The following is an 11771-nucleotide window of genomic DNA, read 5'->3' as shown; positions in this document are numbered from 1 at the left end:
GCTCCGCCGCCCGGGGCTCGGTCGATCGAGCTCCGCGCTCGTCCTCAATCGCCGGACGGGCTGACAAGTCAGCCCGTCCGGAACTGAATCTTTCAGCCCCTCCGGCGTTTGAGGAGCGGGGTCTGGGGCGGAGCCCCAGTTTCGGGAAGGGGCGGGCTCGGGGAAAGAGCCGCCGGAGGCGAGACACCCGCCCCCACTCACCCGCAGAGGACCCCCATGACCACCACCCTCATCACCAACATCTCCAGCCTCGTCACCAACGACCCGGCCCAGGGCGACGGAACCGCCCTCGGCCTCCTCACGGACGCCGCCGTCGTCCTGGACGGCGAGACCGTCGCCTGGGTGGGCCCGGCGGCGAAGGCCCCCGCCGCCGACACCACCCACGACGCGCAAGGCAAGGCCGCCATCCCCGGCTTCGTCGACTCCCACTCCCACCTCGTCTTCGCCGGCGACCGCACCCAGGAGTTCAACGCCCGCATGTCGGGCCGCGCGTACTCGGCGGGCGGCATCCGCACCACGGTGGCGGCGACCCGCGCGGCGACGGACGCCGAGTTGGAAGCGAACGTCGTCCACTACCTCCGCGAGGCCCTCCGCCAGGGCACGACGACGTTCGAGACGAAGTCCGGCTACGGCCTCACGACGGAGGACGAGTCCCGCGCCCTGCGCATCGCGGCGGCGCACACGGACGAAGTCACGTACCTGGGCGCGCACATCGTGTCCCCCGACTACGCCGAGGACCCGGCGGCGTACGTGGACCTGGTCACGGGCGAGATGCTGGACGCCTGCGCCCCGCACGCCCGTTGGGTGGACGTCTTCTGCGAGAAGGGCGCCTTCGACGGCGACCAGGCCCGCGCCATCCTGACGGCGGGCAAGGCCAAGGGCCTGCACCCCCGCATCCACGCGAACCAGCTCTCGTACGGCCCGGGTGTGCAACTGGCGGTGGAACTGGACGCGGCATCGGCGGACCACTGCACGCACCTGACGGACGCGGACGTCGACGCCCTGGCGCAGGGCAACACGGTGGCCACCCTGCTCCCCGGCGCGGAATTCTCCACCCGAGCCGAGTGGCCGAACGCCCGCCGCCTCCTGGACGCGGGCGCCACGGTGGCCTTGTCGACGGACTGCAACCCTGGCTCCTCCTTCACGTCCTCGGTCCCCTTCTGCATCGCCCTGGCGGTACGGGACATGGGGATGACCCCGGACGAGGCGATCTGGTCGGCGACGGCGGGCGGCGCGAAGGCCCTGCGCCGCGACGATGTCGGCACCCTCCGCGAGGGCACCCGCGCGGACCTGGCCCTGCTCGACGCCCCGAGCCATGTCCACCTCGCCTACCGGCCGGGGGTTCCGCTGGTCAGCGAGGTGTGGCGGCGGGGCGTCCGTCAGGGCTGATTGCCCTTGTGGGGCAGACCAGTTCGGGTATGGCGCGGTTCGGGGAGAAGCACACCAGGGCCAGGGACAGGAACGAGGGTCGTTCCAGGTAGCAGCCATGGGAGACATCGCCGCCCTGACCGAGCCGTTCGGCGGCGGAATCGACGAGCATTGAGCGGCGCGTAGGGTCCCGGTCGGTCTCGGAGCCGAACCGGGATGCGTACTCGGCCAGCCGCGCCCCCAACCATGCCGCCGCCTCCCTCGGCTCGTCCCACGTGCCTTGGATCAGTTCCTCCGGCTTGATCAGCCAGTACGCGGTTTCCAGTGGTGGCAGATCCACGAGCGGGAACTCCGCTCGCACCTCACGGTGGCGGTGGACCAACTCGGGCCGGCTGCCGTCCGGGGGCGAGTGCGGGGGCGGCGGCCGACGCAGGGCCTCGTCGTCGAAGCGTTGCTTTGGGCCGGTCCACAGGTAGCCGTGGTGGTGCAACGGTCTTCCCCTTCAGGGGAGTTCGGAGCGACGGTGGCGTCCGGCCGGGACCCGCCCTGCGGAGGGAATGGAGCCCGGCCGGAGGTGCGAGGCATGCGAGGGTCAGGCCGAGAGCCCGAACCTCGCCGGGTCGATACCGGCCGCGTTCAGCTCGGCCGTGGTGAAGCGCAGAGGCGTGACATCGGGCCGCTTGCTGTCACCCACGGCCCAAGCTCCCTCGCCGATCTTGGCGAGGGTGACGCACGATTCGCCGTCGGGGTGGGTGTTGCCGCCGCAGGCCTTGCTGAAGACGGCGGCTTCGGAGAGGGGGAGGCTGTAGATGTCGGTTCCAGGCATGGTTCACCTTCCGTTGTGGGAGTGGGCGGCAAGGAGATCGCGGATCCTTACCTGAGGGGGAGCAACATCTGCCGGTTGGTTCCGGGCGGCCGACTCACCGGAATCTGTCGAGCGCTACTGCTCTTTGACCCTTGTCACCTCAACCGTCGATTACGTGGGGCCTGTCAGTCGAAGGTAAGGATCGTGGAAGCCGGGAATCAACGAACTTCTACGTACTTGCACCCCTTCACCCGAGCGCGTCGATGGCTGAGGCGATGAGCTGCCTGGCTGCGGCTCCATAAACGGCAATGCCCGCCAGCTCGGTGAAGCTCTTCGCGTAATCAGCGATCTCGCGTGGTTGCGTCACGGTGAGGCAGGCGGATACCAGCTCGGCGGATACCTGCTTCTCGTCGTAGATGGCGAATGACTCGGCGGGCCATGCGTTGCCCCGCGCAACCCCCATGGGGATCACACCGAGGCTCACAGCTGGGGTGGCCGTCAGACCGATGAGGTGGACGAGCTGGTTCTCCATGGTCTCTGAGGAGCCGATGACTGACCGCAGAACCCATTCCTCGATCAGGAAGGCGAAGCGGCGTCCCCCGGCGTGCAGGATGTGCTGGCGGCTTATACGGGCGGTCACCGCGTCGTCAATGTCGGCAGGGACCTCCCGCAGCGCAACGACCGTGCTGAGCATGGCGCGCGTGTAGTGCTCGGTCTGGAGCAGGCCGGGGATCACTTGCGACTGGTAGAAGCGGAACCAGCGGGTTCGCAGGAACAGCGGCAGTACGGATTCCTGGACACGCCTCAGCCCAGCGCTCTCCACGCGGCGCCACTCGACGTACATGCCGTCGATGCCGCGAGCCGTCGCGATGAGGTCCGCAGTTTCATGCTGTGCGTGACAGATGCGGGTCCAGGTTCGGATGTCCTCATCCGAGGGTGGGGTCTTGCCGTTCTCAAGTCGCGAACTTTTCGACTCGTGCCAACCAGCCTTCGCCGCCAGAGCGCGGCCTGTCAGGCCAGATGCCTTGCGGACTTCGCGCAGGCGCTTCCCGAGCGCCTCTCTGGCTTGCCGAACGCTCGATGGCTGCGAAGGCGGGGACACGGAATATCGGCTCCGCTGGCTCAGATCGGCCTGTACTCCTCGTGTGGCACGGCCCGTTTCCATACGGCCTCGAAGGCCGTGGAGCACAGCCGGACCACTGCTGGTGCACGCGACCGTTCCTCGTCGCCCTCGGGGGACAGCTCTCCCTCACCCGTGAAGTGGAGGAAGAGGACGAGGCTGTCATCGAACAGCCAGAAGTCGTTGCCCGGGAGCGCGAGATCCGATGCCTGGCGGCGCGGCAGCCAACGCACGATTTCACCGGCTGCCACGTTGCTCGGCGTCAGGTGATGCTCGTAGCGCAGGTAGTCGCTCATCGGTTCGGAGAAGATCCGCGCACGACGAACTTCAACTCCGCGGCTGGTGATCTCCTTCATGAGCGAAAGCCACGGCCTCGTCTCAGGCGGCCGCAGTGGCGGAACGCTCTGCGGGGCCCGTGACCAAGAGACGAAATCCAGGTCGGAACGCATGTAACCGTCCCGCATCTCCAGGTGCACAGCAGAGCGCTTGGCCTGCCGGAACAGCTCCTCAAACGTCGGCTCCACGGCCACCGCTCACCTCCGGGAAGAACTGCACCATGTACTTCGGGATCTCCACGACCGCCTCATGGTCCGGAAGGTCCATCTGTGAGAGGCGTTCCTCGTCGAGGACCTTCAGCCCTTGGACCAAGTACCGGTCCGGCACGTCGTCGTAGTAGATCGTCGCGGACTTGCCTTCGGGAGACTCTGGGTCCTTGCCCAACATGCGCAGCACCATGATGACCACCTCGTTCGTGGAAGACGATCTCTGAGTGCGAGCTTGCGCCCAACTCGCCCTGCTCCGCACGGAACTTGCACGAACTTGCGTGGGGTTAAGGTTCCCGCAATCGTCGCGCCTCTCCCGGAGAGTGATCGACCGCGTAGTCCTCGAAAGGTACGGCGTGCTCCAGGGCTGTGCGCTTCCACTCCCGGTAGGGCGTTGGATCTCCCTCGTACGATTCGCGATTGATCTGGGTGCCGTCCGTCCGGAAGTTCAGGTGGGCGATGCGGGAATCGTCGAACATCCACCAATCGCGCCCCGAGAGCGGCAAGCCGTAATCCTCCCGCGTCACGTCCAGGACGCGGATGTCCTCACCCGCTGCGATGTTGCCCGGGATGCCCCACGCGAACTGGTACCGCTGGTAGTCGGTGAGCGGCCGACGCACGACGCGGACGCGGCCGATGTGCCTGCCGGACTCGACGTATCCGCGCACCCGTTCACGCCAGCGGGCGTTGTGACCGGAGGGCTTGGCCTCGCCCCGCAGGAAGCGGGCGGCGTTCTCCCGTTCCTTGGGCATGGTGTACGTCGGCTGCGCCTCGAATCGCCAGGCCTCCCGTTCGAAGGCGTCGAAGAACTGGCGCCATTCCTCACCCTCCAAGAGCACGGATGGCCTCCCTTTCAGGTGGTCAGTTCGCCCTTCGTGACAGCGTCGACGAAGGGGCTCCACGCGGTCGCGGGGATCAGGAGGGCGGGGCCGTTCGTGACCTTGGAGTCGCGGACGGGGACGACGCCGGGGAGGCCGTCGGCGACCTCGACGCATTCTCCGCCCGTGCCGTTGCTGTGGCTGCTCTTGCGCCAGAGGGCGGCGCCGGGGAAGTGCTCAGCCACCTCGACGCAGTCGCCTCCGGAACCGTTGCTGTAGCTGCTCTTGCGCCAGACTGCGACGCTCAAGTCAATCTCGTGGCTTGCCATTTCGGTAATCCTCAGCCGCATCCTCGATCATGGCGAGGGACGCCTCAGGCGGCAGTGCGGCGGCCCTGAGCAGATCGTACGACTTGCGGTAGTCCTTCACGAGCCGTGGGTAGTCGATGAGTTGGCCGCTGTGAAGGCCTTCCGTGTACACCACGGGAGGGGCGTCTGGGAAGGTCATGACCTTGGTCATGCCCATCATGAAGGGGTGGGCCGCTGTCGTTTCCGGAAGGATCTGCAAAACACCCTGGGCGGACCGGACCACCGTCAGGATGCGCTCCAGCTGGTCCGCCATCTGCCCCGGCGGAAGAATCGACTTGCGGATCATCGACTCGTGCAGGATGGCCCAGAAAGCCGGAGGCGCCTCCAGCTCCCACAGTTCCGCACGCTCCATGCGTGCGGTGACCTGCTTTTCTACGGTGTCCGGCCGCAGCCAGGGCAATGAGGTCCGTACGACGTTCTCCGCGTATGCCCGCGTCTGCAGCAACCCAGGAACCAGCATCGGAGCCCACTCCTCAATGGACTCCGCATACCGCTCCATCTCCGCGACATCCGCGAAGTACTCGGCGTGACCGCCCTGGCGGGCCTTGCGCGCATCTTCACAACGGCGTTGGAAAAAGCCGTCGGTCTGGAGCTTGTCGTCGACGTGCTGAGCCAGATCGAGTGGCATGCGCCGCTCGCCGCGCTCGATCTGGCTGAGGAAGGAGACGCCCCGATAGCTGCCCTCGGCCAGCCTTTCGAGGGTGAGGCCCGCGGCTTCCCTCTTGAAGCGCAGCTCCGCGCCATAGAAGGCCGGAACGCTCGCCGACGCGTCGGGATCTTTACGAGGAGGCACAACTCACCACCGCCATTTGCCAGTTGCCCTGCGCAACCCAAACCTCTGTCACGTTACGCCGCCCCACGTCACTGTGTGACCGAACCATCACAGTGCGCACGGAAGGCGTACCCCATGCAAGACCTGGACCCCGTCCCGACCTTCGAACTCGACCTCCTCGCCGTCCCCAAAGCCGTCCCCGAACTCCGCCGCACCCTGAGCGGGCACCCGTACGGCGCGCCCCACCCCGACGTACAACTCTGCGTCAGCGAACTCCTCAGCAACGTGATCCGCCACCTCGGCGAGGGAACCCCCGTCACCGTCCGCCTCACCCGCGCCCCCGGCCGGATCCGCGTGGCCGTCACCGATCCCGACCCGCGCGTCTGGCCCGTGCTCCGCACGGCGGGCGGCGACGACGAGACGGGGCGCGGCCTGGCCCTGCTCGACGCGGTCTCGCTGCGCTGGGGCGTGGAGCAGGGGCCCGACAGCAAGACCGTCTGGTGCGAGCTGGGGGAGGGGTAGGTGCTGCGCAGATTGCTCGCCCGGCTCCTGCCCGGCACGGGCACACGTCGCGCCCACGTCGCGGAGGAGGAGGCGCCGCCACCGTGCCGACCGCGCCCAGGCCCCCGCGCCCGAGCCCGCCTCCCGCGCAGCCCATACGCCCGTGAGGTCGCCGAGGACCACCCCATCGACGTCAGCGGAGTGCCGCTCACCCGCCCCTACTACCGCGCCGCCGAACGCCGCCTACTCCAGGCCGAACGGCGACTGGCACTCGCCCTCGCCCTGGAGGGCGTCGACTACGGCCCGGCCGTCATTCACGGCGTGGCGCTGCCCGCCTGAGGCGGCGAGGTCCGGGAGCGGGCCGGTGGTTGCGGCAATTCGTCGAGGAGGCGGTCGAGTGCTCCCCGCTCCGTAGGAGTGTTGATCACGGCGCGGGCCCGGTCCACCCAGTCCTGCGGTACAGGATGTCCCGTCAGTTCCCACTGGCGCAGCACGGCCGACAAGTAGCGTTCGGCGAAGCCGTCCTCTGGCGAGAGGGATCTCAGCGACGCCCGCAGGGCATCCCGGTGTACGGACGAGAAGTCTCCGGCCTTGCTCCACAATTCGAGCAACAACCGGGCTGCAGAGACCGACTCTCCGTCGGGGAGGACGACATGGTTGGTGAGCGCTATGCCGATCCCGAGCTCGTCCAGGACCTGGGCCACCTGCAGCAGGGCGTCGGCATCTTGGTCGCACCGCAGGTAGGCGTGCCACAACACGTCGTCCGAGCTGGTGTGCACCCAGCCGCTGTACGGCGGCCCCAAGACTCCGTCGTAGGTCCAGAACGGGTCTACGGTCGGGAAGGCCTGCTCCAGTCCGGGGGCCGATTCACCAGCCAGTCCGACCTTGATGCTGCGCCGCTCGCCGTCCCACGCCCGCTCCAACCGCAGCCGGTTCGCCAGTGCCGACCACTGCTCCGGGCCCAGCTGTGATTCGAGCAGGAGCATGCTTCTGCGCCACCCGGTCACCGGGTCCCGCTCGTTGGGGAACAAGTCACGCCCCGTCACCTCTTCCGCCACGACGAGAACAAGGAAGAGCAGGTTGGCGTGGTAGCAGGCATGCGCCGCAGGGGCGGAACGTGTGCTTGGCCGGTAGGAGGCGTACGAGGAGTTGTGCCGCTGGTCCAGGGAATCGTGGAACAGCGGCAACAGGAGTCGGTTCAGGTCGTCCCGGTCCTGTGGTGGCAGCGATCGCAGTGCCTCTGTCAGGAATGCCGTGACCGGCCCGCTCCCCGCGCAGGCGGCGAAGGACAGCAGCGCGTACAGGAACGAGTCGTCGGTGCGGGAGCGCCGGGGCCGCTGAGCTCCTGCGCGCTCGCCCGCCAGCAGGTCCTGGAGCTCGTGCGTGATGAGCCGCGCGATCAGGAACTCGCCGAAGGTCGCGTGCAGGAACTCGTACGACCGCAACCGCATGTCGTCGCGGAACGCCTCCGCGCGGTGGATGAAGAAGAACTGCCCGATGGTTGTCTGCGCCTCGGTCAGCACCGCCCGCAGTTCCGTCGGCGATGCTGCCTGATGTGGCAGCAACGCCCCTAGATCCGCATCCAGTTCGTCCTCGGTGACCCATTGCCGACCCCGGTTGAACATCCCGAAGGCGGCGACCGAGAGCCGCAGCAGTTCGTGTTCCGCCGACTGGGCCACCTCTGTGTCGGTCAGCCGTGCCTCGTGTTTGAGGACTTCTCTGCGCGCGAACCGGGCGAGCAGCCGCTCGTACAGCTCGTAGCTCGCGAGCGTGCCCGCCTCACGCTGAAAGGCGTTGTCCTCGGCGTCGTACAGCGCCAGCATCAGGAGCAGGAGCGGCTGGCTCGCGAGGTCGGTCTTGGCGAGTGCCTGTTCGGCGGTGAGCGGACGCAGGCCGTGACGGTCGAAGTAGGCGGTGTTCTTGCCGTTCCACACCGCCAGCCACTGTTCGGTCTGCGCGGTGTTGAAGGGTTCGAGCCGGATCGCGATCCCACCCGGTGTCAGCCGGGCACGGTCGGCGACGACCGTGCGGCTCGTGACGACAATGGCGAGTGGCCGACCGAGCGCGGCCTCGCGCCGCTGGAAGTCCGCCACGCGTTCCAGGTAGTCGGACTGATGCAGCCCTGTTGCTTGAAGCAGCTCGTCGAACCCGTCGAGGAGTACGACGGGCAGGGCGCCGTCGGCCGCGCGGACGACATCCGCCCAGCCCATGGCCCGCTCGCCGGTGGCCTGCCGCATCGCCGCCTCGATCTGCTCCTGTACCCCTGTGTCGGCGGGCACGTCCCGCAGGGGGACCCTCACCACCAGGAAGTCGTCGGCGGGCAGCTGGGCCGCGAGCACCTTGGTCAAGAGCGACTTTCCCGATCCCGGAAGGCCAAGGAGCAGTATCGGCGTCCCGACCGCCGTGGGTGCGGTCAGCAAACCCTCCAGAAACGCGTCCAGGCCATGGCGCGCCTCTTGCTCCCGCCACCACCACTCACTGGTGAGCGGGTCCGTTGCCGCGAACCCCGCCACTCGGAAGTCCGGGCTTATGTACGCCTCTCGCAGGCTCGGGATCGACATCCCAGCGGCGACGCCCTCCGCCCCCAGGACCGGGGCATCGAAGGGCATGGCCCCGGCGCGCCGCAGGGCGGCCAGACGACCGGCCGGAAGATCCCCGTCCGCAAGCCGCGCGACCATGTCCTCCAGGCGACGCACCGTGAGCCGGGTGGCCCGGTGCTCCACGCGGTCGGCCCAGATCCCCACATCCGGGAAGTCCGTGGCCAATTGACGGAACAGCTCTTCGTAACGGGTCAGCGCGGCGGGTGGGATGCGTCTGTGCAGGGCTTCGCAGACTTCCTCGCGCGTCTCGGCCGCCATCTCGTCCCAGAGGGCCAGGCCGGACACGTACGCCTCCATGTGCCTGGACATGGAGGCGTAGAAGCCGGACAGCGCGGCCAGGGTCGCCTCGTACGGCTCGTGCGGGGACGGCAACGGTAGCTGCGAACGCAGGAGGTGATCGGCGACGGCGGTGAGGCGGCGGGACTCGGGGGCATCGCCGGTGGCGAGTCGCACGGAATCGGTCCGGGTCTCGGCGAGGTCCCGCTCGTCGAAGGGCAGACGCGCAGCGGCGACGGCGTCACCGTAGGCGGCCACCACGATCACCGCGTGGGCTGCGGCCAGGCGCTCGGTGCGCTCGAACCGGCCCAGGCCATGTATCCGCTCGGCAGCCCCCGAAACCAACGAGCTGCTGAGCCGGGCCAGTTGAGCATCGGCCCCGACCAGTGACAGGAGCAGCTCGGGCGCGGCGCCGACGGCGGTGGTCAAGGCTCCGCCCACGACGCGGTCCAGTGCCTCAACGGCTGGTCCGCTTCCGCCGAGCAGTCGCACGGCATCCGTGTAACGCAGCGGCCCTGGCATCCACCACACCCCCTCGGGGGCCACATGCCCGCGAAGCCCGGTACGGAACCGTGGCTCTGTTGCCTCGGCCGTGGCTTGGAGCTGCCCCTCCCAAGGCCCTCTCCGTCGTACGGCATCCTGACCCCATGAAGACCATCGGCCTCATCGGCGGCATGAGTTGGGAGTCCAGCGCCGAGTACTACCGGCTGCTCAACGAACTCGTACGCGAGCGGCTCGGCGGGCTGCACTCCGCCCGCTGTGTGCTGTACTCCGTCGACTTCGCCGAGATCGAGCGGCTGCAGGTCGCGGGGGAGTGGGAGCGGGCGGGGGACGTACTCGCCGCTGCCGCCAGGGGAGTCGAGGCCGCGGGCGCCGATCTCGTGCTCATCTGTACGAACACCATGCACAAGGTGGCCGGACAGGTCGAGGCGGCGCTCTCCGTGCCGCTGCTGCACCTCGCGGACGCCACCGCCGAGGCGGTCCTGCGCGCGGACGTGCGGCGCGTGGGGCTGCTCGGCACCGCGTTCACCATGGAGCAGGACTTCTACCGCCAACGGCTCACCGGGCACGGCCTGGAGGCGCTCGTGCCGGACGAGGCCGGGCGTGCCCTCGTCCACCGCGTGATCTACGAGGAACTGTGCCTCGGCGTCGTACGCGAGGAGTCCCGTGCCGCCTACCAGGCGGTCATCGCGGACCTCGTGCGCGAGGGCGCCGAAGGCGTCATCCTCGGCTGCACCGAGATCGAGCTGCTCATCGGGGCCGAGCACAGCCCCGTGCCGGTCTTCCCGACGACCCGCCTGCACGCGGAAGCGGCAGTGGACGCCGCCCTCAGCATGTGAAGCAGGTGAGGGCGGCGTCCACCGATGGAGTCACTCCCGGGACCCGGGGCACCCCCGGACCGGATCACTCCCGCGTCATTCCTCCAGCGTCAGCCCCTTGCGCAGCCTGACGAGCGTCCGTGAGAGCAGGCGCGAGACGTGCATCTGCGAGATGCCGAGCTCGTCCCCGATCTCCGACTGCGTCATGTTGGCGACGAAGCGCAGCGCGAGGATCTTCCGGTCGCGCTGCGGCAGTTCGGCGATCAGCGGCTTCAACGACTCGACGTACTCGATGCCTTCGAGTCCGTGGTCCTCGTAGCCGATGCGGTCCGCGAGCGCGCCCTCGGAGTCGTCCTCCTCGGGCTGGGCGTCCAGCGAGCTCGCCGTGTAGGCGTTGGAGGCGGCCATCCCCTCGACGACCTCGTCGTTGGAGATGCCCAGGCGCTCGGCGAGCTCGCCCACCGTGGGGGCGCGATCGAACTGCTGGGCGAGTTCGTCGCCCGCCTTGGCGAGGTCCAGTCGGAGTTCCTGCAGACGGCGCGGTACCCGCACCGACCAGCTGGTGTCGCGGAAGAAGCGCTTGATCTCGCCGACGATCGTCGGCATCGCGAAGGTGGGGAATTCCACGCCGCGGCTGAGTTCGAAGCGGTCGATCGCCTTGATCAGGCCGATCGTGCCGACCTGGATGATGTCTTCCATCGGTTCGCTGCGGGAGCGGAACCGGGACGCCGCGAACTTCACCAGGGCGAGGTTGAGCTCGACCAGGGTGTTGCGGACGTACGCGTATTCGTGCGTGCCTTCCTCGAGCGACTCGAGGCGCCCGAAGAGGGTCTTGGACAGGGCCCGCGCATCCAGCGGCCCCACCTCGTCGTACGGCGGGATCTCGGGGAGCTCGGGAAGGCTGTGGAGCCCTTCGGGGGCGTCCTGAGCCGGCTGCGGCTCGTGGGCAGGACCCGGGATCTCGATTGCGGAGCGGTTCGGCGGGGGTGTCGACGTCGCTTGGTCAGTACGCGATTCGTCGAGCCGGGGTGACATGGTGTCCTCCATCGTTCTCGGCATATGGCTGCCGATGCCAATACGTGCACTGCGGTGTGCGGCGCCTCCAAAGCCGTCCGTGTCGATTGCTGTCCCTTCTACCCCTACCCGCTTCCGTGCGTGAGTCGCAAGTGCGTTCTGCGGTGAAATGTCCGAATTCGGGGGGATGTTCGGGTACCCCGGGCCGTACGGAAGGCGTAATGTTCAGGGGCGTCATCAACAGCCACGACGGTCGGAAGAGAGTGAC

At 68.4% G+C, this 11771-nt stretch carries 14 protein-coding genes; 4 read left to right on the top strand and 10 right to left on the bottom strand.

What is annotated here, in order from left to right:
• Positions 1–216: 216 nt before the first annotated feature.
• Entirely contained in the window at positions 217–1389 is a 1173-nt protein-coding gene (gene hutI / locus AB0B50_RS37940) for an imidazolonepropionase (protein ID WP_362340521.1), read from the top strand.
• Here the strand turns inward: hutI and AB0B50_RS37935 are convergent.
• The 8 genes from AB0B50_RS37935 to AB0B50_RS37900 all read right to left on the bottom strand — a co-directional run bounded on the left by AB0B50_RS37935 (position 1352) and on the right by AB0B50_RS37900 (position 5814).
• On the bottom strand, positions 1352–1858 hold the full coding sequence (locus AB0B50_RS37935; RefSeq protein WP_362340519.1) for a hypothetical protein: 507 nt from the start codon (positions 1856–1858) through the stop codon (positions 1352–1354). The two genes, hutI and AB0B50_RS37935, sit on opposite strands and share 38 nt — an antisense overlap.
• A gap of 102 nt (positions 1859–1960) precedes the next feature.
• On the bottom strand, positions 1961–2194 hold the full coding sequence (locus tag AB0B50_RS37930; protein ID WP_362340517.1) for a DUF397 domain-containing protein: 234 nt from the start codon (positions 2192–2194) through the stop codon (positions 1961–1963).
• A 226-nt stretch (positions 2195–2420) separates the two neighbouring features.
• Positions 2421–3275 carry a helix-turn-helix transcriptional regulator gene (locus AB0B50_RS37925; protein ID WP_362340515.1) on the bottom strand — a complete coding sequence of 285 codons (855 nt, stop codon included), beginning with the start codon at positions 3273–3275 and terminating at the stop codon, positions 2421–2423.
• 20 nt (positions 3276–3295) lie between these two features.
• A complete protein-coding gene (locus AB0B50_RS37920; RefSeq protein WP_362340513.1) occupies positions 3296–3823 on the bottom strand; it encodes a DUF6879 family protein in 528 nt (175 codons plus the stop codon).
• Positions 3801–4028: a hypothetical protein gene (locus AB0B50_RS37915; RefSeq protein WP_362340511.1), complete on the bottom strand. Its 228-nt coding sequence runs from the start codon at positions 4026–4028 to the stop codon at positions 3801–3803. Before AB0B50_RS37915 ends, AB0B50_RS37920 begins: the two co-directional genes overlap by 23 nt.
• Before the next feature lie 94 nt (positions 4029–4122).
• The gene (locus AB0B50_RS37910) at positions 4123–4674 is read right to left on the bottom strand and encodes a DUF6879 family protein (protein WP_362340509.1); all 552 of its coding nucleotides are present in this window, start codon (positions 4672–4674) and stop codon (positions 4123–4125) included.
• A 14-nt stretch (positions 4675–4688) separates the two neighbouring features.
• Positions 4689–4982, bottom strand: coding sequence for a DUF397 domain-containing protein (locus AB0B50_RS37905; RefSeq protein WP_362340507.1), 294 nt, complete (start codon positions 4980–4982; stop codon positions 4689–4691).
• Positions 4963–5814, bottom strand: coding sequence for a helix-turn-helix transcriptional regulator (locus tag AB0B50_RS37900; protein WP_362340505.1), 852 nt, complete (start codon positions 5812–5814; stop codon positions 4963–4965). Before AB0B50_RS37900 ends, AB0B50_RS37905 begins: the two co-directional genes overlap by 20 nt.
• 114 nt (positions 5815–5928) lie before the next feature.
• On the opposite strand from AB0B50_RS37900, the gene AB0B50_RS37895 reads away from it, so the two are divergent.
• Both AB0B50_RS37895 and AB0B50_RS37890 read left to right on the top strand, forming a co-directional pair.
• A complete protein-coding gene (locus tag AB0B50_RS37895) occupies positions 5929–6315 on the top strand; it encodes an ATP-binding protein (protein WP_362340503.1) in 387 nt (128 codons plus the stop codon).
• Positions 6316–6633 (top strand): hypothetical protein, encoded by a 318-nt coding sequence (locus AB0B50_RS37890; protein WP_362340501.1) that lies wholly within the window; start codon positions 6316–6318, stop codon positions 6631–6633.
• Here the strand turns inward: AB0B50_RS37890 and AB0B50_RS37885 are convergent.
• Positions 6609–9611: a hypothetical protein gene (locus tag AB0B50_RS37885; protein ID WP_362340499.1), complete on the bottom strand. Its 3003-nt coding sequence runs from the start codon at positions 9609–9611 to the stop codon at positions 6609–6611. The genes AB0B50_RS37890 and AB0B50_RS37885 overlap by 25 nt on opposite strands.
• 206 nt (positions 9612–9817) lie before the next feature.
• Here AB0B50_RS37885 and AB0B50_RS37880 point away from each other — a divergent pair, with 206 nt between their 5' ends.
• Positions 9818–10510: an aspartate/glutamate racemase family protein gene (locus AB0B50_RS37880; protein WP_362340497.1), complete on the top strand. Its 693-nt coding sequence runs from the start codon at positions 9818–9820 to the stop codon at positions 10508–10510.
• A 75-nt stretch (positions 10511–10585) separates the two neighbouring features.
• On the opposite strand, the gene AB0B50_RS37875 is transcribed toward AB0B50_RS37880, so the two are convergent.
• Complete coding sequence (locus tag AB0B50_RS37875) at positions 10586–11524, bottom strand: RNA polymerase sigma factor SigF (protein ID WP_362340495.1); 939 nt, start codon at positions 11522–11524, stop codon at positions 10586–10588.
• Positions 11525–11771: the final 247 nt, after the last annotated feature.

It is taken from the genome of Streptomyces sp. NPDC041068 (assembly GCF_040647455.1).
GTDB lineage: Bacteria > Actinomycetota > Actinomycetes > Streptomycetales > Streptomycetaceae > Streptomyces.
The sequence above is the reverse complement of the archived record's forward strand: the minus strand, read 5'-3'. Positions and strand labels throughout refer to the sequence as shown.